Origin of the sequence: Bacillus cereus group sp. BfR-BA-01383, assembly GCF_022663495.1 — a bacterium.
In the GTDB taxonomy this organism is placed as follows: domain Bacteria; phylum Bacillota; class Bacilli; order Bacillales; family Bacillaceae_G; genus Bacillus_A; species Bacillus_A cereus_AU.
In genome coordinates, this window is record NZ_JAKUFP010000003.1 from 41,366 (window position 1) to 64,223 (window position 22,858).

Genomic DNA, 22,858 nt, shown 5'->3' on the forward strand with positions numbered 1-22,858 from the left:
AAAGGGGGAGCTTACTTGAGGAAAAAAGTTGTGATCGTCGGCGGTGGCATCACTGGGTTAACAGCAATGTATAACTTACAAAAAAATATTCATGAAAAAAACTTGCCGATCGATACATTACTTATAGAAGCATCGGGTAAACTTGGCGGGAAAATTCAAACCGTTCGAAAAGATGGATTTACAATTGAACGCGGACCGGATTCTTTCTTAGCAAGAAAAGAAAGTGCAGCTAAATTAGTGAGAGAATTAGGCCTTGGTGATGAAATTGTAGAGAATACGACCGGTAAATCATTCGTCCTCGTCAACAATCGGTTATATAAAATGCCGAGTGGTTCAATGATGGGAATTCCAACGCAAATTACTCCGTTTCTATTTTCCGGTTTGTTCTCCCCAATTGGTAAATTAAGAGCTGGTTTTGATCTGTTAATGCCTAGATCAAAACCAGTATCTGACCAATCACTCGGGCAGTTTTTCAGACATCGCCTCGGAAATGAAGTAGTTGAAAATTTAATAGAACCATTACTATCGGGTGTTTATGCGGGGGATATTGATGAAATAAGTCTTATGTCTACATTCCCGCAGTTATATCAAATGGAGCAAAAACATCGTAGTATTTCACTTGGCATGCGTACGCTTGCTCCGAAAAAAGAGAAGGCTGCACCGAAAAAGGGAATCTTCCAAACGGTGAAAACCGGTTTAGAATCTATAGTAGAATCTCTTGAAGTGAAGATTCATGAAGGTACGGTAATGAAGGGAACACGTATTGAAAAAATCGCGAAGCTTGCTGACGTTTATACGATTACGCTTAGTAACGGAAAAGAAATCGAAGCAGACGCGATTGTTATGGCAGCCTCGCATAAAGTATTGCCATCTATGTTTGCCCAGTACAAGCAGTTCCGTTTCTTCCGCAACATGCCGTCTACATCAGTTGCAAACGTGGCACTTACTTTCCCGAAATCAGCCATTCAGCGAGATATTGATGGGACAGGATTTGTTGTATCAAGAAATAGCGATTATACGATTACAGCATGTACGTGGACACATAAAAAATGGCCGCATACAACGCCAGAAGGGAAAGTACTCCTTCGCTGCTACGTTGGACGACCTGGTGATGAAGCGATTGTAGAACAAACCGATGAGGAAATTGTACAGCTCGTCTTAGAGGACTTACAAAAGACGATGGACGTCACAATGGATCCAGATTTCACACTTGTGAGCCGCTGGAAAGAAGCGATGCCTCAATATACAGTAGGCCATAACGAGCGAATGAAGAAACTTACAACATTTATGGAGAAAGAGTTGCCAGGTGTATACTTGGCAGGTAGTTCTTACGCTGGTTCTGGTCTTCCGGACTGTATTGAGCAAGGTGAGAAAGCCGCACAGCGTGTAGTATCTCATTTGGAGAAAGTAATGGAGACGGAATTAATAGCACAATAAAATACTTCAAAAGAAACGCCTTCAATATAATTGAAGGCGTTTCTTTTATTATATGAAATACTTGTTAACCAATAAACATATATAAGTTATTTGGTTTTATAACGGCATCTCCCGCATAAATAACCCACTCTGTTAAGTTGTCAAAATCTAAATGATAAGAGTTCCCTTCATGCATCTCCTCTATAAAATACGGTTCATTAATGAGTATTCCTTGAATGAGATCTTCCGTAAGGTTTTGCATTTCAAACCACATATGTTCACTTTTTCCTTCTTCGTAAGAGACACCAAACTTAGCGAGGAAACGGAAATCTTCATTTGATTGTTCAATTTGAAAAATGTTGCTGAAATACCCGAAAGTATTTTTTGCATTATAAGCCATACGAGCCGTTTCACTATTTGTTTTATAGAACATGAGCCCTGTAGCTTCTTCGTGTTCTTTGAAAAAGCTTTCTATATATTCTCCTGAAGTATTATATTGGAACAAGAGAACAGAGGGAGATTGATGGTATTCATCTCGGGCATCCATCCCGCCAAGGAATACGTTTTGTGCATCTATTGGTTGTAATTTCACTTCTTCATCTTCAATTGAAGATAATTGATCCATACTCGTTTTACGTCCGATATAAGATAAACCTTTTTCCCACGGAACAGCTACTGTATGTATGGAACCTTGCTGACTATGTGCGATAACGATAGGCTCATTCATTGGGACTTGGCCATTCTCAACGGCATTATTAGCAAATGTTTGAAAAAGATCGCCAATGCCGTAGTAGGAAGAAATGCGATTTGGAATAATTAATTCTATTTCAGTTACGCCTGCTCTTAAAAGGCCGTGTGTATGAAACCAATATTGCGTAGGCTCGCCTTCTTTATCGTCTTCATATATGGAATGAATAACGTATAAGTCAGGAATGTCAGGTAACAATTCATTTTCAACGTGATATTCAATATAGTTTCTAGATATCACTTTCATTGCTGCACTTGAATCGATTACAAATAACAAATCTGGTGCGAGGTGCCATAAAAATTGTAACTGCTGGAAAAAGCAGTCCAGTACATCGCCTACAAATAGCGTACGAGTGAAAATTTCAGTGCCGAAAGCCGCATCTTCAAAAGTACGATCTACTATTGTGGAATCTTGTCTATTGTACATTTTATATTCTTCTGGATCATTCGTTTCATCAATATGCAGTTCATACGGTATGACTTTTTCATCCATATGTAACTCAACAATAAGGCTTGTCTCATCACTATAAACAATTTTTAATTCATCAACTTTAGTAGAGATAGTTTCTAGCCGTTGTTTTAGCTGATCAATTGTAATTCTAGTTGGTATAACAGCAATCATATCTGAAAAATGACGTTCTAATGTTCCATTCATAGCTGCACGGTATGTTTCTGTTTGTACTTCCATCCAATCACTCCTATTTAAATGAATCCATTTTACATGTCAATGAAATTTCGATATTTTCTGTTTTTTCATTCTTTCATATTATAAAATACATTCGTAGAAGGTGTAAAATTATTATTTTGTATTATAGTTTGAAAGCTTGTAAATTAAATAAATTTTTTGTAAAATTTGTCGGAATGACGTTCTATATAACGAATCATTTGATATGATAGACATGTTGAGAAAATATGAAATAGGGAGAGGAAATGGCTGTGAAGAAATTATTAAGTGTCTTTTTATCACTCTTGCTATTGCTTTCATTTACTGGAACTTTAGCGCAGGCGGAAGAAACTACTTCTATGTCAGTAGAAAAAGCAATTCAAGTATTTAAGCAGCAAGGGAAAACGAAGGGGATAGTGGAAGGATATATCGTTGGATATACGCAAAGTCCTTCTAAATACACGAAGGATCCGGCTAAGTTTGACGACACAAACGTGGCAATTGCTGATTCGCCAAACGAAACGAATCCAGATAAAATAATGCCTGTTCAGTTGCCAAAAGGCGATGTGAGATCAGCAGTAAACTTAAAAGATCACCCTGAAAATATCGGGAAGAAAGTACAGTTAACAGGGACGCTTGAATTATATTTTAGTAGCCCTGGCTTAAAATCAGTAACAGCTCATAAGTTTCAAGGAGAAGAACAAAACCGTGTTAGCGATGTAGTAGCGTCACCAAATGGAGGAGAAGTTGCGAAAGGAACAGCGGTAACATTAACAACAAACACAGAAGGAGCAACAATCTACTATACGTTAGATGGCTCTAATCCTACAAATAAAAGCGTTCGTTATAACGGACAAATCATAGTGAATGAAAATAGCGTAATTAAAGCAATTGCAGAAAAAGAAGGGCTTACTTCTTCAGCAGTTTCGACATTTTCATTTATTATCGTAAACAACGAACCAGTTCGTATTCATGATATTCAAGGGAAATCACATATTTCTCCTTACAAAGGGAAGAAAGTAAACAATGTGGAAGGCGTTGTAACAGCGCTTGATAAAAATGGTTTTTATATAGAAGATAATAAACCGGATAATGACCCAGCTACATCAGAAGGTATTTACGTATACAAAAAAGATGCGAATGTAGCGGTAGGAGATCTTATTCAAGTTGATGGAGAAGTAGAAGAATATGTTGGGCCTGGCTATGCAGAACGGTTTGAAACAGATTTAACAACGACTGAGATTAAGGCGAGCCGCGTTGCTGTAATCGCAAAAGATCAACCTTTACCAGCACCGATTGTACTAGGGGAAAACGGTGTGAAAATCCCTGATCAAATTATTGATAATGATGCATTCGGTTTATTTGATCCAACTGAAGATGCAATCGATTTTTATGAAAGTGTAGAAGGTATGCGCGTTACGATGCCAACGCCAAAAGTTATTGCTCCTCAGAAAAACGGGAATTTATATGTAACAGTACAAAATGGCGGTGATAAAGTAGTAACGAAATATGGCACACCTCTTTTAGATGAAAATCAATTAAACCCAGAGCGTCTTTCTGTAAAAGTACCTCGTGATTATGTGGCAAAAGTAGGCGATACTTTCACTGGAGATATAACAGGGGTAGTAGGATATGATTACGGTTCGTTCCGTATTTCGCCAGTAACAGAATTACCATCTGTAGTAGACGGTGGATTTAAGCAGGTAGGGGCAAATATTCAGCCGCGTCTTGATAAATTAACAGTTGCTACATATAACATCGAAAACTTCTCGGCGAATAAGAAAGAAACAACAGATGAAAAAGTAAAAGCGTTAGCGTATTCTATTAAATACAATTTAAAAATGCCAGATATTATCGGTGTAGAGGAAATGCAAGATAATAATGGATCAATTAATGACGGTACAACAGATGCTTCATTAAGCGCAAAACGTATCATTGATGCAGTGGTAGAAATTCGTGGTCCGAAGTATGAGTATGTAGAGATTGCTCCAAACAACAATCAAGACGGAGGAGCACCAGGAGCTAACATTCGCGTCGGTTTCTTCTATAACCCATCACGCGTGAAATTAGCAACAGTACCGAAGTTACTTGATAAAAATGTAGTACGCATCGGAGACGAAAATCCGTTATTTGAAAGTACACGTAAACCGTTAGCAGCGGAATTTACGTTCCAAGGACAAAACGTTGTTGTCGTTGCAAACCACTTAAACTCAAAACTAGGAGATGCAACGCCATTTGGAAAAGTACAACCGCTCGTATTAAAGAGTGAAGAAAAACGAATCCAGTTAGCACAAGAAGTAAATCATTTCGTACAAGGTATTCAGAAAAAGAATACGAATGCACCAGTTGTTGTGTTAGGTGATATGAATGACTTTGAATTCTCTAAACCGTTAGAAGCACTGCAAGGAACAATTTTAAAAGACATGTTAAACACAGTGCCGAAAGAGAATCGTTACACGTACATTCATGAAGGAAATGCACAAGTGTTAGACCATATTTTAGTAACAAACAACATCGCACCGCACACAATTGTAGACCCAGTACACTTAAACTCAAACATTATGACAGAGCACGGACGTGTAAGTGATCACGACCCAGTACTTGCTCAAATTGATTTGAAGAAGGCTTCTTAAAGTAGGGAACGCTTAGGTGACTAAGCGTTCTTTTTTGTTTTTGCCTCATTATATAATTATGAAGAGGGAATTCCTTTTTTTGTAATATGGTGATAAAATTAATTGAATATTCTGTTTTGTGAGGGGGTTAACGATGCAAGCACAAATACATGGAAAATTAATGAACCAGCTAGCGATGTTTTTTAGTAGTATTGTCTTGCTTCAATTTGCTGCCGATATAACAGGACTTACTCAAAATTTGGACATTACGTATAACTTAATAAATACAGCCGCGTCCTATATAACATTTAGTTTGGCAGTTATCTTCACTTTAATAGGCGCAAGAAGAGAATTAAGTAAATATGCAATTATTTCATTATGTTTAGTTGTAGGTATTAAAGCAATTTATTTTGCGTCGGTCGTTATTTTATGGGGATTGGCTGGTACGCCGTAAATGAATAAAAAAAACCTAATTTCCAAGATAACGTGTGGAAATTAGGTTTTTTATGCTTGAAACGCTTTTCTACACCGATCTCTTCTTTGCAGTCTTCTTTTGTACCTTTTTCTATCACGCTGTACGCCTTTTATGTACATGCATAGGCTAACGAAGAGGAAGAAAGCACATTGCATCATTAAAATATACGGTGACATGCCTTGCAATGGTTGTTTCGGATCATATAAATGAATAGGTGCCCCGCCGATTGTAGGGAATATTGTATTTAACAGGACGTAAGGAATGGAGGTAACTGCAAATGGAAATAGAATCGCCATATAGTCTTTTTGTGACCATGCAGATGCAGCGAGTCCTAAAAGAGCCATTAAACCTGCAAATAAAAAATTAATGCCGATATATACAATAATGTAAGTGATGGGAGAATCGTAATATAAGTTTGCGAACATCCCATTGTCGTTTATTATGCCAGTACCGAAGGCAGGTGCTCCGTTTGGAATGGTTAAAATGCAAAATAATAACGATAAGATGAATGGAAACGTATAAAGAATTCCTCCGCAAAAAAATGTAACGATATATTTCGTAACTGAATAAGGGAATAAAGAAATCCTTTTACTAATAAACGGTTTAAAATCATCTGATTTATCCGAGTTGTAACTCGTACTAAAGGGGAGACTGGCAATAACGGGCATTAATAATAAATAAACATCCATTTCATTATCCCGAAATCCAATCCATTTAAAAGCTGTTGTTACAAACGCATCCGTTCCGTCTCCAATATAACGAATTACATAATAATAATGATAAATAGAAATAAGAGCTAATCCACTAAACATAATAATTAAAGAAACACGATTACAAAAAGCTTGCTTTATATTTAAACGAAGCGCACGCATCATGACTGAAAAAGCCTCCACTATTTTGATAAACTCGTCTATTTTCTATATTACTATTAATTGTAAAGATTTTCTTGTTTTTTCATTTGATTATTTGAAAAAGAGAAATTTTGTTGTTGGTAAGTAAGGTTTATCTATACAGGGATAAAATCTATTTTCTAAAATATGGTTGACAATTAAGTATTACATTTGTAATCTTTAAAGTGGATTACAAATGTAATACCGAGGAGTGAAACATACGATGACAAATCAATTACCTAAAATATCTGAAGCAGAATTAGAAATTATGAAAGTACTGTGGTCGAATTCTCCACAAACAGCGAATGAAATTATAGAAGAACTAGAAGGTGCAATGGACTGGAAACCAAAAACAATCCGTACATTAATTAATCGGTTGGTACAAAAGGAAGCCGTTTCTTATCATCAGGATAAAGGGCGTATGTACGCATATTATCCGTTAGTATCACAAGATAATTATTTACAAGTTGAAACGAAATCTTTATTAAAGCGTTTTTGCGGCGCGGCGTTTAAGCCGTTACTTGTCAATTTCTTAAAAGAGGAAAAATTGTCTTCAGAAGATATTAATGAACTGAAACGCATTTTAGATGAGAAGACAGAGGAGAACAAGAGGAAGGATAGATAAAAATGATAGACATGCTTATAAATGTATACCTTCCTCATTTTTTTAATTGGCTGATAGAAACGTCACTTATGGCTAGTATATTAGTTGGATTTATTTTATGTATAAAAATTCTATTTAGAAATAAGTTAACGCCCCGGTGGCAATATATGTTGTGGATCGTATTAATGATAAGACTTCTTTTACCATGGTCACCAGATAGCTCTTATAGCATTTATTCATTACTTTCCTATAGTTCTAGTGTATCGGAAGTTATTCAAAAAAATACGCCGTCTACTGAGAATATGGTGAACATAGAAAGCGACCAGACAGTGGAATTGAAATCAAATTCTGAAACGGTGGCAAAAAATAGTGAACAGAAAGTAAGCACGAGTGCGGAACAACATACTACATTTTCTTTATACAAACTTGCTCTATATGTTTGGCTAGCTGGGGTAATCGTATTAGCAGTCATAACGTTTGTTACAAATAGCCGTTTATATTCGTACGTCAAGAAACAACCGGATATTACGGATGAACAGGTCGTTAAAATATTTAATCGCTGTAAGCAGTCCATGAAAATGAAGAGGGCAGTTTCATTACGTCTAGCAGGAAAGATTTCGAGTCCAACTGTTTTTAGCTTCTTTCGTCCGAAAGTATTACTATCAAAAAAACATATGCAGGTATTAAATGAAAAACAATTACAATATGTCTTTTATCATGAGTTAGCTCATATTAAGAGAAACGATGTAGCTGTAAATTGGATTATGTACAGTTTACTCCTATTAAATTGGTTCAATCCAGTTCTTTGGTACGCCTATTTTTGTATGCGAGAAGATCAAGAATTGGCATGTGATGCATATGCGCTTACTTTTATAGATAAAGAGGAGCAAATTGCATATGGTCATACAATTATTACCCTTTTAGAGCATTATTCCTATCAAGCACCAAGTCTAGCAAATTTAAGTAGAAATAAACGAACACTAAAAAGGAGAATCGTTATGATTAAAAAGTTCCAAAAGAAATCGTATCGTCTTTCTTTACTTGGAGTTATTGTTATAGTTGCTATTGCATCCCTTTCTTTATTCAATGCAAGTGCAACGGAAGGGAAAGAAAAACAAAAGGATAAGGTAGAGCAGTCAAAGGATGCTTTCCAAAATGCTGTAGATATGCTGTTTGGTACAGAAGAAAATGCGAGGAAAGAATTCAGCTATTCAAACAGGGTATATGAAAAAAAGACAGATTATTTATATTTAGCTGAAAAGGCTTTAACGAAAGATGAGTTCGAACAGTACATAAAATTGTATAAAGAAGTACTTAATATACAGAAAAAAGGTGCTACGGGAAACTATGAATCCGATACATCATATTTTGAAGAAGAGCGTTTAACAAAAGCCGATCGTGACAAATTATATGCACTTTATAATCAATCAAAACCGTTTGATGACAAAGTGCATGAATCCATAAATTACACGGTAAAGGAAGCTCAGCAACATGTCGATTTTCAAATTAAGAAGCCAACTTACACAATCGAAGGATACAATCTGAAGGATGAAAGGGTAAGTTATTTTATTAAGAGAAGACCTGAGTTAATTATTGAATTAGAGTATACAAACGGAAAAGGAAACTATACAACGTATCAATCACAAGTATTTGGAGAAAGTAAAGACCCGTTCCATGCTTTGTTTGTTGTAGAAGAAAACATTGAACAGTACGAATTAGAAGGAAATCAAATATTCTATGCTACTCATAACTCGGATAGTAATTTACAAGGTATGAAGATGATTGTTCCTGCAAAAGGGAAAAATAGCTCGTATCAAATTGTCATTATTAATCATAGTTTAGATGATCCGGGAGAAGCAGTGTTCGATAAAAATGTAAATAAAGAAGAGTTAGAGAAGATTATGCTTTCTATGTTGAAATAATAAATAGGTGTTCTTGAGTTGTATATCTTAAGAACACCTTTTCTTTTTCCCTTTCCTTCTGATACACTATGACAGTATTATATAACTTGACTGGAATTTTTTTATACTGGGAATAATTAAAAAAGAGAACTTGTATAGAATGTAAGCGTGTGGTAATATCGAAAGTGTACTAATTGACTATATTAACCGATTGGTCATTTTTGGAGGTGAAGATGTGGCGATAGATCGAAAGCGTTCTATTATTGAAGCTGCAACAAAGTCTTTTTCAGCGTTCGGTTATAAAGCAACAACGATGGATCAAGTAGCGAAATTAGCGAATGTTGGAAAAGGAACAATTTATACTTTTTTCAAAAATAAAGAAGAACTGTTTGGCGAAATTATTTCTAATTTAATTACAGAAATGAGGCAAGTTGCAAAAGATGCAATTCGTCCAGATATTTCATTTTTTGAAAATGTACATAGAGCATTATATAGCATCTTAGAATTTAGAAAAGAACATCAGCTCATGATTAAATTAATTCAAGAAGAGCGCGATATGGGAACGAAAGAAGTACAAGAAGTGATGCAACAAGTTGATGTGGAAATCGTTTCTGTTATTCAATCCTATTTAGAAATGGCGATTGAAAAAGGTGAAATTAGCAAATGTAATCCAGAAATTACAGCATTTATTATGCTTCGCTTATACGTATCGCTTATTTTTGATTGGGAAAAAAACCATGAACCGCTAGAAAAAGAGAAAATCGCAGAATTATTTGAACTTTATTTATTAAAAGGATTGTCAAATTAAGATAATCCTTTTATTACTATAAGAAGTGACCGTTTGAACAAAGTGGTCATCACCATCAACATAAGAGGTTTTATAATACCCTCAAGTACAAAAAAACGTTATTCTTTCTAATTTATCTTATCTAGAAAGAATAACGTTTTATACTTTTGGGAGTAGTTTATCCCGCATTAACTGCCCGTAAACGCCCGATTGATGAGGGCTAATAATCAGTGGGGGATGAACAAAACCCCCACTGATTAAAGTTTCACTTTATATCATTAAGTTAATGGGAATATATAGTATTTCTAACTTGTACTTTTAAAAATGTAGCCGTTTAACTCTAGGTCAGAGATAGGCGTTCAACTACAACTAGATGTAAAGTTAGAATAAGAAGTCAGAAGATATTTCACTTGTTCAATAAAATAATGATAGTATTCATTATTATTAGACACTCGACTAGCCATAATAGCTCCCTCCATTGACGATGCAAGAAAAGACGCGAGTGATAAAACATCTACATCTTCTTTAAACTCTTGTTTTTCTATTCCTTCTTCAATAAGAGATCCTATTAATAATATAGTATTATTATATCCTTTTGCGGCGGCTTTTTGCAGCTCTGGAAATACAACTTCAGTTTTAAATTTAAAATTAATAAAATCAAAAATTTTCTTTGTATAAATTAAATTTTTGTGAAACAATTTTAGGTCATGCTGGATAGATTTTAAGATTTGCTCAAACTAAGCGTGATATTCCTCTAATAAAATATTTTTATAGTAATATGGTGATTTTAAACCTTCAGCAATAATCTTTTGCTCATCGTAAAACATATTTTTCACCTACTGTATCGATTTTGAAGTAATAATTATTTATATAATTTTTGAGGTTAGGAATATAGTAAATTCCTTTTGAGAAGATTGTCGGCATAGCATTGTAAATTTGCCTTTCTTTGACGCTACGTCATAAAGAAAGACATACTCATAACTACTTTTAAAATAAAGCTGTTATATATCCAGTTTTTTTAATTGCTATGGTAATAAATACAAGTATTAGGACCATAAAATAAATTTTAATCAGATGTCTGATTTGATTAGGAATTAGACTTTGAATCCATGCTGAGAAAAGCGCTAGTCCAGTGCATAACAAAATTACAATTCCTAATATAATAAATCCGATTTCAGGCACCCCTTGAAAGGGGGTTGGTATGTATAATTGGAAATCCATATTATTTTCCTGTCTAATATAAATCACTATATAATAATAATATATTATGCGCTATATAAAAAAGACACCCTAAGGTGCCTTCCTCCGACTTGAACCATCTTAATTTTAATAACATATATGTTGTGTCTCTTTTTACATTGAATATGAATTAAGAAGTTGTCTTATTTGTACTAGAAAATAATGATGGTGTATATTATTTTTTGATACTCGACTAGCCATAATAGCTCCCTGCATAGAAGAAGAAAGAAAAGAAGCAAGTGATAGAACATCTATATCATTATTAAATTCCCTTTTTTCTATTCCTTCTCTAATAAGAGACTCCATTAGTGCTACTGTATTATCATATCCCTTTGCTGCTGCCATATGTAACTCAGGAAAGACATCTGTACTTTCAATTGCAACATTAAGTAAAGGACACCCACCAGGTATTGGAGGGTTGTTGGCTGCATCTTGGTATACAAGGAAAATAGCAATGATTTTATCGATGACTTTCTCTTTACTTTCTATAGCTTCATAAAAATGTTTCCATATAATTTCTCCACTTTTATGAAATGCAGCCAATGCAATTTCTTCTTTACCTTTAAATCGTCGATAAATAGCGCCTTTAGGCAGAGAAGTAGCGTCCATTATATGCTGAATTGATGTACGGGAAATCCCCTGCGTATTAAATAGATATAAAGATTTTTCAATTATTTTTTCTTTTACCTTATCTACCTTAACCATGATCAATGTACCTCTCAAATTTAAGATTTCGAATTATTATTTTTTTCACTTTGGATTTTTTATATTCTTAAAATTAGTTTTTTTAGATTATTTGTTGTTATATATGTTTACTATAAAATGATAAATGTATAGCAAGTCATAAGTTTTTTGCTTTTCTCATGCTACAAGAATTAAATGTTACTTACATATTATTATATACATATTTATTTAAAGCAAGTTACAAGCTTGTAAATATAATTGATTCTGTATTTTTTACTCGTATATATAATAAGTTGTGTATATTTATGGTAAACATATTATTTTATAATTTAATAAAAAAGTACTTAGAAACAAAGGGGAATATATGTATGCCCATAGTTAATTCAAATGTACTAAGGGAATGAGTAGGAAACGGAATGCCTACTGTATAAAAGGGTTTATTAATATAAAAAAGAAGCTTTTATATGTGAAATTTTATAATTTTCATTTTGTTATTTAGAATAATAAATTTATGATATATTAGTTAAGTTCTATATATGTTTACTCATGAAAAAGAGAATCTGTTTAGGTAAATTTATATGGATAAAATATACAAAATGTAGAAATTTTCGTTTTATTATGATATTGTAATGAATTGTAGATGATAGAGGTTTGCCAAATTCTCGGAGGGGTGAACATTTATTATGGAATCCAAACGAAAGAATTGTTGTTGGATTACATTTAATCTGAGCTTAGTAGAATAGTTATAGTTACGCCAGTTATAAATATAGACAATGGTACAATTATTTTTGGGGGTTATTTTGTAAAACATGATTTTAAAGATAAAATTACCTTTTGAGGAATCGTAATCAAAATTGTTAAATAATAAAGAAGAAAGTGCGTTTGATCTGTGAGCTTTTTGGAACATAAAAGGCTATATAACAATTTTTTATGAAAAGTATTACTATCCTACAAGTCAGTGAATATTGTATAGTGAGAATTATTTTGGTGAAATAGAGATTGCATTAAAATATTCAAAGGTATTTTAATGAATAATATTGTAATAGTGTAGAACAAATGGTAGAATCAAAAACGGACCGAACGGTTCGGTCCGTTTTTGATTCTTATAAATGAATAATATTGTAATGGAGTCAAACAACTAGTTTTTATCGTTTCTTTTATGTTTGAATAGCTAGAAATACGTTGATAACACCTCTCTAATTAATTAGAGAGGTGTTATCACTTTGGAGAGTAAGTTGTCTATACAATTGTATAGAATCAATTCACTTAATGTGTTTAATTACTAGTTTAGAATGCTATTCATTAAAGGATAAGAAAAAGAAAAACTTTTTTTAATATTTTTAAAAGGAGCTTATATAAAAACTTTTTGTTGCGATATTTTTAAGGGCGGAGTGTAAGTTCGTTCGATTGTTGTAGCAAGGAGCAATAATTATTTAATGATAATAGGAGGAAATATGAATATCAATTCAAAAAAATGGATTTCAACTTTTTTAATTTTTGTGGTTGTTATAGCTCAAAGTTTAGTGCCAACAATTGCAAAAGCACAAGAGTTAAATGCAATGGGATTTGTGGATAGTTTTAACATTGAAAAAACAGATTTATATTATGGAGAAAGAACTAAAATCAATGTCAATTTTAGTGAAAAAGATGGTTATAAGCTACAGCCTGGAGATGTATTGACATTAACATTACCGCCAGAACTTAAAGGGTTTAATGGGAAAATACCATTAGATGATTATGGTGTTTGTGAAGTATCAGCAGGCGTTGCAAAATGTATATTTAATGAAAAAGTAAGTACGCGTAATAATATTAGAGGATTCTTTACTATAAATGTTCAAGCTACAAATGTGGAAACAGATCAAAAGAAAGAAATTCAAACTAACCTAGGAACAAATCTAGAAATGCAAAAAGTAACGATTACTGGACCAAGCAGTGGTGGAGGTAGTGGAGAAAATCATAAAGGACCGTTTTCTTACAAAGCCGGGGATATTCAACCAGATAACACTGATGAGGTTCGTTGGTTTTTAATGGTCAATTATAACAAAGAAGTTTTAAATACAGACATTAAGTTATCTGATAGTCTGCAAGAAGGCCAAAAGTTTAATAAAGATAGCTTTTCTATCAGTGTCGATAATGCAGCAGGCCAAAAGTCACTTTCATTAAAAGATTTTGAGAGTCAAGGATATGGAACAATAGAGTTTGTGAATGATATGACTTTTACAGCTATTTTCAATAAAGACAAAGCTAATGGTACTAGGTTTTCGATTTCTTACAAAGCTGATATAACAGAAGCTGGAAAGAAAATTAAGAAACTGGAAAATAAGTATGCGATTGAATATCAGGTAGCAGATAATGAACCAGTCTCTGATTCACAAGTTGCCCAAGTTGAAAATATTACAGCTGAAGGTGGCGCTGAAGGGGATTTAAATGCAACTACATCTATTGCAGGAACGAAAACGTGGAAAGGCGACAAAGTAAATGATCGTCCAAAAGCGATTAAAGTAGATTTAATACAAAATGGTAAAGTAATTGAAACGAAAGAAGTAACGGAAACAAGTGATTGGAAATATGAGTTTGAAAACTTACGAGTTTTTGATTCTGAAGGAAAAGCTTATAAGTATGAAGTGAAAGAACAACCAGTATCGGGATATCAATCGAAAGTTAATGGATATGATATTACAAATGTGAAGATACACGACGGTAAAGAAGAAACTCTAGAAGAGAATTGGGAAACAACAGAAGAGTTAGAAGACCAGCCGAAACCAGAAAAACCAGAGATAACAGAAGAGGAAAATCATTTAGAGACTCCGAAAGAAGAAAAGCCAAAAGTGGAAGGCGAAGGTAAAGAAGAAACTCTAGAAGAGAATTGGGAAACAACAGAAGAATTAGAAGAACAACCGAAGCCAGAAAAACCAGAGATAACAGAAGAGGAAAATCATTTAGAGACTCCGAAAGAAGAAAAGCCGAAAGTAGAAGGCGAAGGTAAAGAAGAAACTCTAGAAGAGAATTGGGAAACAACAGAAGAGTTAGAAGAACAACCGAAACCAGAAAAACCAGAGATAAAAGAAGAAAATCATTTAGAGACTCCGAAAGAAGAAAAGCCAGAGATAAAAGAAGAAGAAAATCATTTAGCAAACCCGAAAGAAGAAAACCCTGAGGTGAAAGAAGAGATAAAACCTTCAGAGAATCCAAAAGAAGAAAACCCTGAGGTAAAAGAAGAGGTAAAACCTTCAGAAAACCCGAAAGAAGAAAACCCGAAAGAAGAAAACCCGAAAGAAGAAAACCCTGAGGTAAAAGAAGAAGTAAAACCTTCAGAGAACGCAAAAGAGGAAAGACAAACACCCGAAAAATCAGAAGGTGCTGGAAAACAGTTACCACAGACTGGTGGTCATAAAGCATATGAACCATTTTTAGGTGGAGCTTTGATTGTATTTGGATTACTGATGTTAGTGATGAATAAAAGAAGATATAATTAAAACAAATTGATTATTAAAACAGACTGTTATAGGAACATAACAGTCTGTTTTTTTTGTTTGGTAGTAGCTCCTGATGTAAGAAAAGTTTTTTTGGATACAGCTGAGATATGTGTGAAAAGTATCTATCAAAATACTTATATTTTAGTGTAACATCATTTGACTTAATATTCAGAATACCTAGAGCTGATAATGAAAATAAGGATTTTCATAGTTAAACATGGGATAGGAACAGAAAAAGAAATTCGAAAGTAGATTAAAATAGATAAGAAAAAATTATCAATTTTAGAGTGGAATGTTATCTCCAGGCATCCTTCTCCTTAATTTCACCATATCGCATGTGCAGTCTAAATGAAAGAACAGGAATTACAACAATTTACAGAGAAACATAGAGTAGAGGAGTTGATATGATGAAAGGAAAACTTACTTATTATTTTATTGTAAATCCGCTAATAATCTTTCTTGTTTACGCCCTTTCACCTATCTTGTTTGATAAAAAAGAATACACAAGTATGAAAGATATATTTGGAATGCTTACATTCTACTATGTGTTAATTAGTGGATATTACGTTATTGATGTTGTAAGTGGAAGAATGAAGAAAAATGCTAAGGACAAACAATAAAGTTGTAGTATATAAAAACTGCTGGAGGGTAACAAAATGACCGAAAGTGAAATGAAATTTAGAGATACGACCATCCGTAACTTTTTCGATAAAGAAGACCGCTTAAAATGGATTTCAGGTCAAAAGAAGAAAAAACTAGTATTGTTAGAGCATTTAGTTAGCAAGTTAAATGCAGAGAATCAGTATACGGAAAAAGAAATTAATACATTCATTAAACAATATCATGAGGATTTTTGTACAATTAGACGCGAATTTATTGTACATGGGTTTATGGATAGAGAGGATAATATGTACCATATAAATGGGCGAGAAGTTTGGACGAAGTGGGAGGAGTTAAAATAATGAATCAGCGGGGGATCCCCACTGATTATGAGTCTGTGCTAGTTGTGCAGTTTCTTTGTAGTAAGTCTATGAACTCTTCAATATTTGAGCTTGTAATATATCCCACCGTTATATATTCATCTTCATAATAAAATATTATTTTTTTGTCAAAGATTCTTCGCTTTGTTTCTATAGATAAAATTTTTTTATACTCAAATTCGGCAATGAATGTATTTTTATATTGGCTAAAAAAGAGAAGTCTTTTATTAGTAGCAAGTAGCATGCCTGGGTATGGGACTTTATGCGTATTCATATAGTCAGTAAGTGAACATTTTAAAGTAGATAAAATTTTTTCTTCATTATGTAATAGTTGTTTTGCAGCTGTTAAAATTGGATTCATTGTATACATTCCTTTTATTTAGATGTATAAATATTGTATCAAAAGTGAAAAGATTCTCAATATGTAATGTTGCATATTGAGAGTTTGGGTTTAATGGCTCCAGTATTATTTTTTAAGAAAAGGTACGAGGTGATTCAGTGATACGATTAGCAAACGAGGTTGATGCGGAATCCATTATGGATATTAGAAAAGAAATTATATTATCGGAGACTACTACAAAGTTTTTTATAGTATCTCCAAATAAATTACCAAATGATGTTGATGCAGAAAGAGAAAAGATACGGAAAAGCAATGAAAAAGGTAATCTTTACATAGTTTATGAAGTAGGTGGTGAGGTAGTTGGCTTTTTACTTTTCAATCGATATGAACTAGAACGTTTACAACATGCAGGTACAATGGGAATGGGGATTAGAGAGGCGTACTGTAATCAAGGCATTGGTACGAAGCTAATTGAATTTCTTATTAGTTGGGCTAAAGGGCAGAAAGGTTTAGAGAAAATTTGTTTAGGCGTAGTCTCTATTAATGATAGAGCAATTAAAGTGTATAAACGTATTGGCTTTGTAGAAGAAGGAAGACAACGAAAGCAAATTAAATATGAAGATGGATCATATGGAGACGATGTATTGATGGGATTTTATATTGATTAAAATAGAGGAGTCTGCCATTAGTAGCAAGTAACGAGCCTGGATACGGGACTTTATGCGTAATCATATAGCCAGTGAACATTTTAGTGAAAAGACTGCCAATATTGGCAGTCTTTTTTTAGTGGAAATGTTTATATTCAGCAAATCTTAAGTTCCAGTCGATCCTTCTGACGAAGATGATGTGCAAAATGCATAGAAATAAGCTGGAACCATTCTGCCGCATTTAAGTACCCAAGCCCAGGGTGTTCGACTTTACAATCACTTGAAATAGAAGTGATTGTTGCTTCGGTATTTTTTACAATTGTAATTAATGCTAGAAACTGTTTCTGCACGTCTTCTTTGTTAGCTGGGTTTTCGGGGGTATATCCAGGATGATTTGGTACTTTGATTTGTATATCTGGGAAAGCACCAAGTTTATATACTTTTTCACCCATATCCGTTTTTTTGTTAGTTACAGAGGGCGCTTCAGTTCTACATTTCGCGATTGCATCTAACTGCATATATGTAGAGGCAATTAAATGATTATACATTTGACCGAGGGACCATTCTTCACTAGAAGGCTTCATCCTAAATTGTTCTATAGAGTACTTTTCTAATTCCTCTATGTAATACGTTGCTAACTCCTCAAATCTCTTCATATTGCTAACTCCTTTTTATGAAAATGTATTTGTTAATACCTACAATAAAGGAGGGCTACTGACAGCATTATGTCAGTAGTGAAATGAAAAAATTAAACTTTTAACATTTTTTTTGCTTCATCGCGGATTTTTTCAGAAAGAACGTTTGGCTCAAGTACTTGCACTTGGCTCCCCCAGCTCAATACCCATTGAAATACTTCGTCTATGTTTCTTGATTTCAAAAAGACATGAAAACCATTGTCTTTTTGTTCGTATGAATTTATAAAAAAGTAGCGGGATTCAATAATTTTATGTGCCATATGGACTGGGAATAATAAATGAATTGTAACAGTACGATTGCTTTCAGGTTTATAGTTTTGTAAGGAAAAGTCTTTCGGTTTTGTAAAGAATTCTTGCTCTTGCTGTAATGTATCCATTCGATCTAAGCGGAAATTGCGTATTTGTTTTCGAAGCAAACAATGAGCAACGATATACCAAATTCCAGAAATATTGACTAAACCGTAAGGATGGACGGTCCGCTTTATTTTTGTAGCTTCTCTTGGTTTACGATAAGAAAAAGAGATAGCTTGTTCTTTTTGAATAGATTCTTGCAACAGGATAAGTTGGTTTTCAAGTTTTTCTTGTTCAGATTGGTTGTGTGAAAATAGGGGAGAAAGGAAACGGAAAGTTCCTCGTAAACCCTCAACTTTCTTTTGCTGATCAGTAGGAAGGACAACCTCCAGTTTTTCTTTTGCCGATTGCGCATGTACAGAAAAAGAAGAAGTGAAAGTTTTCTCGATATAATCACCGCCTAGTAAAAGAGTAACAGCTTCTTCAGGCGTAAGTTGAATGGGCGGTAAGAAATAACCATCCATTAATGAATAACCGTGGCCAGGCATTGCGAAAAGCGGGACGCCAGATTCACTGAGTGCATCCATATCTCGATAAATAGTTCTTATACTTGTCTCGAATTTTTCGGCTAAGCTTTGTGCTGTAACAGTTTGCTTCCTTTGTAATTCAATTAATATAGCTAATAAACGATCTGTCCGATTCATGAAATGTCACCCTCTATTTTTATAAATATGCCTACTGTAAACTTCTAAATGTAGTATAAATTCCCCTCCAATTAACAGACTTTCCCCTATGTATAATATTAATATAGTAAAATCATAACAACCTATATTGCAGTTTCCAATAATATACTATATAATCAGGATAAGAAAACGTTTTCATGCAAAGGGGGAGAATTTCGTGTCGACTATCGAGGACGTGGCGAAATTAGCGGGGTTATCAAGGACAACGGTTTCTAGGGTGATTAATAATCATCCATATGTTTCAGATGAGAAGAAAAAAAGGGTTCAATTAGCAATGAAGCATTTAGGATTCGTTCCTAATTCTGCGGCGAGAAGGCTTCGTAAACAAAAAACGGAAACAATTGCGGTGCTAGTTCCAAGGATTACAAATCCTTTCTTCAGTCGATTTATTGAAGCAATCGAGATTGCTGCTTCTGAACATAAATATAAACTGATTATTTGTCAAACAAGATATTTACCGGAAAAAGAGATGGAGTATTTACAACTATTATCTACGAAACAAGTAGATGGCATTATTCTATGTTCATTAGAAAATCCGTGGGAAGATGTAGAGCCATACTTACAACACGGTCCAATCGTGTTATGTAATGAATATATTGAGGAAGCAAATGTTCCAACAGTGAAGTTTGATCATGCGCAAGGGGCATACATAGCTGCCAAGCATGTGTTAGAACAAGGATATCGTAATCTTATTTTTTGCCGTGGTAACGAAACCAAAGTTGTTAGCCAACAGCGAAAAATGGGCTTTTTGCGTGCTATTACTGAAAAGAGTAGAGAAGTGGAAGCGATCGATTTTCTTGAAAACGCTTTCTCTTGGGATGATGGCAAGAGAATATTCCATGAGGTATTAAAGGACAAAAAAAATCCTACCGCGATTTTGGCAGGAGGCGACGAGGTAGCAGCTGGAATTATTTCAGAGGCGAAACGCCATGACTGGAGTATCCCAGATGATCTCGCTGTTATCGGTTTTGATAATCAAATTTTATCACAAATTACAGAACCAGGTATTACGACAATTGAACAGCCAATCGATGAGATGGCTCGAAAAGTTGTCGACTTAATGATGGATAAAATCCATACGAAAAATTATCGAAAAAAAGAATTGTATGAGTTTGAACTGGAGCTCTTGGTGAAAGGTTCAACGATGAAGGATACGATGTTATTAGCCTAGTAGACTATGTCTGCTAGGTTTTTTTATGTTCACAAACTACTATTCTTCGTGAACGCAATCATCACATTTGTTATGGTATGCTTCGTGCTGCTCATCAATTTCTTTCCCGCAATTCGCACAAGTTTTCGTCGGTAAATTTCTGAAAAACTCCATTGGTTGATCGACCATGTCAATCCCTCCATTTCCATTTCTTACTATCATTGTATTAGTACAAAAAACAAAAGTCAACAACTGTTTTATAACAAAATTGAAAATTAATGAAAAAGTTTAGGAAATGGATTATAGTTAACAATGTAGGATGTAAGTAAAAACTGCATTGCTACTCGGTTTTAGAAAGGAAGGATACATATGAAAATGACTGTTGTCGGCTTTTGGGGTGGCTTTCCAGAAGCGGGAGAAGCAACGTCGGGGTATTTGTTTGAACACGATGGTTTTCGTTTACTTGTAGACTGTGGTAGTGGTGTACTAGCACAGCTTCAAAAATATATAACACCATCTGATATAGATGCAGTTGTATTGTCGCACTATCATCATGATCATGTTGCAGACATTGGGGTATTGCAATATGCGAGATTAATTACGAGTGTAACAAAAGGACAACTACCGGAGTTACCGATATACGGTCATACGTTTGATGAGAATGGATTCCATTCTTTAACGCATGAACCACACACGAAAGGAATCGCGTACAATCCAGAAGAAACACTTCAAGTTGGACCGTTTTCCATTTCATTTTTAAAAACTGTTCATCCTGTTACATGCTTTGCGATGCGTATTACAGCTGGCGATGATGCCATAGTATACAGCGCTGATTCAAGTTATATTCCTGAATTTATTCCATTCACGAAAGATGCTGATCTTTTCATTTGTGAGTGTAATATGTATGCACATCAAGAGGCTGCAAAAGCAGGGCATATGAATAGTACAGAAGTAGCAAGTATTGCGAAAACTGCGAATGTAAAAGAACTGTTATTAACGCACTTACCGCATACAGGCAACCCATCTGATTTAGTAACAGAAGCAAAACAAATTTTCAGTGGCCATATTACGCTAGCGCATAGTGGCTACGTATGGAACTCATGAGGTGATACGATGTTATTTATTGATAATAAAGGGATTACAGATCCTAGAATAAACTTAGCAATTGAAGAATACTGTGTGAAGAATTTAGATATTAACGAAACATATTTACTGTTCTACATTAACGAGCCTTCCATTATCATTGGTAAAAACCAAAACACAGTAGAAGAAATTAATGCAGATTACGTAAAAGAAAAAGGTATTCATGTTGTTCGTCGTCTATCAGGCGGAGGCGCAGTATATCACGATTTAGGAAACTTAAACTTCAGCTTTATTACGAAAGATGATGGAGACAGTTTCAGTAACTTCAAAAAATTCACAGAGCCTGTAACGAAAGCGCTTGGTAAATTAGGCGTAAATGCAGAGCTAAGTGGTCGTAACGATATTTTAGCTGAAGGTAGAAAAATTTCAGGTAACGCACAGTTCTCAACGAAAGGTCGTATGTTTAGTCACGGTACGTTACTATTTGACTCTGAAATCGATCACGTCGTATCAGCACTAAAAGTAAAAATGGATAAGATTCAATCAAAAGGAATTAAATCAATCCGTAGCCGCGTTGCGAACATTACAGAATTTCTAAACGAAAAAATGACGACAGAAGAGTTTAGACAACTTCTTCTAGAAACGATCTTCGAAGGTGAAACAGAAATTCCAACATACGAATTAACAGAAGATGATTGGAAAGAAATCCATAAACTTTCTGAAGAACGCTACCGCAATTGGGACTGGAACTACGGAAAATCTCCGAAGTTCAACTTACAACATTCACACCGTTTCCCAGTTGGACAAGTTGACGTTCGTCTTGAAGTGAAAAAAGGAACAGTAACAGAATGTAAAATTTACGGCGATTTCTTCGGCTCACTAGATGTTCATGACATTGAAGAACGTTTAACTGGCGTACAATTTGATAAAGATGCATTCACTGTAGCTTTAGAAGGCGTAGATATCGCACGTTACTTCGGTAATATTACAACAGAAGATTTCTTGCATTTATTCTTCTAAACAGAAGAGGCCGCCCCAAAAGATATTTTGGAACGGCCTTCTTTTATGAATAGGTTGCCACGGTTGTTGTATTTTGTAGTTAAGTCGATATTCCATGTCGAAACGTCGATATATGTAGAGTTATGTTCGATAAAATTCAATTTGCGTCGATATATGTAGAGTTATGTTCGATATAATTTCACTTTATTTTCGTGAAGATGGGGCGGACGCTCTCAATTTGTATGGAGAGTATACGAGCTTAAATAAAGAAGACCTTGATAAACTTAGAGAAAAGATGAGTGCATATTATCTAAAATGATTTTGGGCCTAGTTTCATAATTTACGGGTAAACAAAATTCCCTTATCCTTCCAAAGTGAATCGAGAGGAGGTGATCTGTGTATATGCAGTTAATAGAATATCACTTGCCACTTTAA

20 protein-coding genes and 2 pseudogenes are annotated in these 22,858 nt (G+C 34.3%); 13 read left to right on the plus strand and 9 right to left on the minus strand.

The window, feature by feature from the left end; translation table 11 throughout:
- Positions 1-15 precede the first annotated feature (15 nt).
- Positions 16-1,437, plus strand: a complete 1,422-nt coding sequence (hemY, locus tag MR065_RS04100; RefSeq protein ID WP_242212604.1) for a protoporphyrinogen oxidase — start codon at positions 16-18, stop codon at positions 1,435-1,437.
- Positions 1,438-1,501: 64 nt separating this feature from the next.
- Here the strand turns inward: hemY and MR065_RS04105 are convergent, their stop codons facing one another.
- The gene (locus MR065_RS04105) at positions 1,502-2,851 is read right to left on the minus strand and encodes a DUF4026 domain-containing protein (RefSeq protein WP_242212605.1); all 1,350 of its coding nucleotides are present in this window, start codon (positions 2,849-2,851) and stop codon (positions 1,502-1,504) included.
- A gap of 242 nt (positions 2,852-3,093) precedes the next feature.
- On the opposite strand from MR065_RS04105, the gene MR065_RS04110 reads away from it, so the two are divergent.
- Together MR065_RS04110 and MR065_RS04115 are read left to right on the plus strand one after the other, a co-directional pair.
- Positions 3,094-5,460, plus strand: a complete 2,367-nt coding sequence (locus MR065_RS04110; protein ID WP_242212606.1) for a DUF6359 domain-containing protein — start codon at positions 3,094-3,096, stop codon at positions 5,458-5,460.
- A gap of 133 nt (positions 5,461-5,593) precedes the next feature.
- A complete protein-coding gene (locus MR065_RS04115) occupies positions 5,594-5,893 on the plus strand; it encodes a hypothetical protein (RefSeq protein ID WP_242212607.1) in 300 nt (99 codons plus the stop codon).
- A gap of 50 nt (positions 5,894-5,943) precedes the next feature.
- Here MR065_RS04115 and MR065_RS04120 read toward each other — a convergent pair whose 3' ends face one another.
- On the minus strand, positions 5,944-6,789 hold the full coding sequence (locus tag MR065_RS04120; protein ID WP_242212608.1) for a hypothetical protein: 846 nt from the start codon (positions 6,787-6,789) through the stop codon (positions 5,944-5,946).
- Between the two features lie 238 nt (positions 6,790-7,027).
- Between MR065_RS04120 and MR065_RS04125 the strand changes: the two genes are divergently transcribed.
- The 3 genes from MR065_RS04125 to MR065_RS04135 all read left to right on the plus strand — a co-directional run bounded on the left by MR065_RS04125 (position 7,028) and on the right by MR065_RS04135 (position 10,117).
- Positions 7,028-7,429 (plus strand): BlaI/MecI/CopY family transcriptional regulator, encoded by a 402-nt coding sequence (locus MR065_RS04125; protein ID WP_242212609.1) that lies wholly within the window; start codon positions 7,028-7,030, stop codon positions 7,427-7,429.
- 2 nt (positions 7,430-7,431) lie between these two features.
- Complete coding sequence (locus MR065_RS04130) at positions 7,432-9,330, plus strand: M56 family metallopeptidase (protein WP_242212610.1); 1,899 nt, start codon at positions 7,432-7,434, stop codon at positions 9,328-9,330.
- Positions 9,331-9,544: 214 nt separating this feature from the next.
- On the plus strand, positions 9,545-10,117 hold the full coding sequence (locus tag MR065_RS04135) for a TetR/AcrR family transcriptional regulator (protein WP_242212611.1): 573 nt from the start codon (positions 9,545-9,547) through the stop codon (positions 10,115-10,117).
- Positions 10,118-10,455: 338 nt separating this feature from the next.
- Here MR065_RS04135 and MR065_RS04140 read toward each other — a convergent pair.
- A pseudogene (locus MR065_RS04140) lies at positions 10,456-10,725 on the minus strand (TetR family transcriptional regulator C-terminal domain-containing protein); the annotation flags it as partial.
- A gap of 724 nt (positions 10,726-11,449) precedes the next feature.
- Positions 11,450-12,040, minus strand: a complete 591-nt coding sequence (locus tag MR065_RS04145; protein ID WP_242212612.1) for a TetR/AcrR family transcriptional regulator — start codon at positions 12,038-12,040, stop codon at positions 11,450-11,452.
- A gap of 1,433 nt (positions 12,041-13,473) precedes the next feature.
- Here MR065_RS04145 and MR065_RS04150 point away from each other — a divergent pair.
- The 3 genes from MR065_RS04150 to MR065_RS04160 all read left to right on the plus strand — a co-directional run bounded on the left by MR065_RS04150 (position 13,474) and on the right by MR065_RS04160 (position 16,457).
- Positions 13,474-15,495, plus strand: a complete 2,022-nt coding sequence (locus MR065_RS04150; protein ID WP_242212613.1) for a Cna B-type domain-containing protein — start codon at positions 13,474-13,476, stop codon at positions 15,493-15,495.
- Between the two features lie 404 nt (positions 15,496-15,899).
- Entirely contained in the window at positions 15,900-16,115 is a 216-nt protein-coding gene (locus tag MR065_RS04155; RefSeq protein WP_242212614.1) for a hypothetical protein, read from the plus strand.
- Between the two features lie 36 nt (positions 16,116-16,151).
- A complete protein-coding gene (locus tag MR065_RS04160; RefSeq protein WP_242212615.1) occupies positions 16,152-16,457 on the plus strand; it encodes a DUF2087 domain-containing protein in 306 nt (101 codons plus the stop codon).
- A 25-nt stretch (positions 16,458-16,482) separates the two neighbouring features.
- Here MR065_RS04160 and MR065_RS04165 read toward each other — a convergent pair whose 3' ends face one another.
- Positions 16,483-16,836, minus strand: a complete 354-nt coding sequence (locus tag MR065_RS04165) for a PH domain-containing protein (RefSeq protein ID WP_242212616.1) — start codon at positions 16,834-16,836, stop codon at positions 16,483-16,485.
- A 137-nt stretch (positions 16,837-16,973) separates the two neighbouring features.
- Here MR065_RS04165 and MR065_RS04170 point away from each other — a divergent pair, with 137 nt between their 5' ends.
- Positions 16,974-17,483 carry a GNAT family N-acetyltransferase gene (locus tag MR065_RS04170; RefSeq protein ID WP_242212617.1) on the plus strand — a complete coding sequence of 170 codons (510 nt, stop codon included), beginning with the start codon at positions 16,974-16,976 and terminating at the stop codon, positions 17,481-17,483.
- On the opposite strand, the pseudogene MR065_RS04175 reads toward MR065_RS04170, so the two are convergent.
- The 3 genes and pseudogenes from MR065_RS04175 to MR065_RS04185 form a co-directional block, all read right to left on the minus strand.
- Positions 17,470-17,559 (minus strand): annotated as a pseudogene (locus MR065_RS04175) (PH domain-containing protein); the annotation flags it as partial. The gene MR065_RS04170 and the pseudogene MR065_RS04175 sit on opposite strands and share 14 nt — an antisense overlap.
- Positions 17,560-17,617: 58 nt before the next feature.
- Positions 17,618-18,118 carry a DinB family protein gene (locus tag MR065_RS04180; protein ID WP_242212618.1) on the minus strand — a complete coding sequence of 167 codons (501 nt, stop codon included), beginning with the start codon at positions 18,116-18,118 and terminating at the stop codon, positions 17,618-17,620.
- Positions 18,119-18,210: 92 nt separating this feature from the next.
- Positions 18,211-19,152 carry a helix-turn-helix transcriptional regulator gene (locus MR065_RS04185; RefSeq protein WP_242212619.1) on the minus strand — a complete coding sequence of 314 codons (942 nt, stop codon included), beginning with the start codon at positions 19,150-19,152 and terminating at the stop codon, positions 18,211-18,213.
- 196 nt (positions 19,153-19,348) lie between these two features.
- Between MR065_RS04185 and MR065_RS04190 the strand changes: the two genes are divergently transcribed.
- Positions 19,349-20,362, plus strand: a complete 1,014-nt coding sequence (locus MR065_RS04190) for a LacI family DNA-binding transcriptional regulator (protein ID WP_097903905.1) — start codon at positions 19,349-19,351, stop codon at positions 20,360-20,362.
- 39 nt (positions 20,363-20,401) lie between these two features.
- Here the strand turns inward: MR065_RS04190 and yhfH are convergent, their stop codons facing one another.
- The gene (gene yhfH / locus MR065_RS04195) at positions 20,402-20,530 is read right to left on the minus strand and encodes a protein YhfH (RefSeq protein WP_097903906.1); all 129 of its coding nucleotides are present in this window, start codon (positions 20,528-20,530) and stop codon (positions 20,402-20,404) included.
- A gap of 180 nt (positions 20,531-20,710) precedes the next feature.
- Between yhfH and MR065_RS04200 the strand changes: the two genes are divergently transcribed.
- Positions 20,711-21,445 (plus strand): MBL fold metallo-hydrolase, encoded by a 735-nt coding sequence (locus MR065_RS04200; RefSeq protein ID WP_097903907.1) that lies wholly within the window; start codon positions 20,711-20,713, stop codon positions 21,443-21,445.
- Positions 21,446-21,454: 9 nt separating this feature from the next.
- The gene (locus MR065_RS04205) at positions 21,455-22,444 is read left to right on the plus strand and encodes a lipoate--protein ligase (RefSeq protein ID WP_097903908.1); all 990 of its coding nucleotides are present in this window, start codon (positions 21,455-21,457) and stop codon (positions 22,442-22,444) included.
- Positions 22,445-22,858 lie beyond the last annotated feature (414 nt).

Excerpts from the sequence above, each read along its gene's own strand:
- MR065_RS04105 (WP_242212605.1), bottom strand. The coding sequence starts at position 2,851 with ATGGAAGTACAAACAGAAACATACCGTGCAGCTATGAATGGAACATTA.
- MR065_RS04110 (WP_242212606.1), top strand. The coding sequence starts at position 3,094 with ATGGCTGTGAAGAAATTATTAAGTGTCTTTTTATCACTCTTGCTATTG.
- MR065_RS04115 (WP_242212607.1), top strand. The coding sequence starts at position 5,594 with ATGCAAGCACAAATACATGGAAAATTAATGAACCAGCTAGCGATGTTT.
- MR065_RS04120 (WP_242212608.1), bottom strand. The coding sequence starts at position 6,789 with ATGATGCGTGCGCTTCGTTTAAATATAAAGCAAGCTTTTTGTAATCGT.
- MR065_RS04125 (WP_242212609.1), top strand. The coding sequence starts at position 7,028 with ATGACAAATCAATTACCTAAAATATCTGAAGCAGAATTAGAAATTATG.
- MR065_RS04130 (WP_242212610.1), top strand. The coding sequence starts at position 7,432 with ATGATAGACATGCTTATAAATGTATACCTTCCTCATTTTTTTAATTGG.
- MR065_RS04145 (WP_242212612.1), bottom strand. The coding sequence starts at position 12,040 with ATGGTTAAGGTAGATAAGGTAAAAGAAAAAATAATTGAAAAATCTTTA.
- MR065_RS04150 (WP_242212613.1), top strand. The coding sequence starts at position 13,474 with ATGAATATCAATTCAAAAAAATGGATTTCAACTTTTTTAATTTTTGTG.
- MR065_RS04155 (WP_242212614.1), top strand. The coding sequence starts at position 15,900 with ATGATGAAAGGAAAACTTACTTATTATTTTATTGTAAATCCGCTAATA.
- MR065_RS04160 (WP_242212615.1), top strand. The coding sequence starts at position 16,152 with ATGACCGAAAGTGAAATGAAATTTAGAGATACGACCATCCGTAACTTT.
- MR065_RS04165 (WP_242212616.1), bottom strand. The coding sequence starts at position 16,836 with ATGAATCCAATTTTAACAGCTGCAAAACAACTATTACATAATGAAGAA.
- MR065_RS04180 (WP_242212618.1), bottom strand. The coding sequence starts at position 18,118 with ATGAAGAGATTTGAGGAGTTAGCAACGTATTACATAGAGGAATTAGAA.
- MR065_RS04185 (WP_242212619.1), bottom strand. The coding sequence starts at position 19,152 with ATGAATCGGACAGATCGTTTATTAGCTATATTAATTGAATTACAAAGG.
- yhfH (WP_097903906.1), bottom strand. The coding sequence starts at position 20,530 with ATGGTCGATCAACCAATGGAGTTTTTCAGAAATTTACCGACGAAAACT.
- MR065_RS04200 (WP_097903907.1), top strand. The coding sequence starts at position 20,711 with ATGAAAATGACTGTTGTCGGCTTTTGGGGTGGCTTTCCAGAAGCGGGA.
- MR065_RS04205 (WP_097903908.1), top strand. The coding sequence starts at position 21,455 with ATGTTATTTATTGATAATAAAGGGATTACAGATCCTAGAATAAACTTA.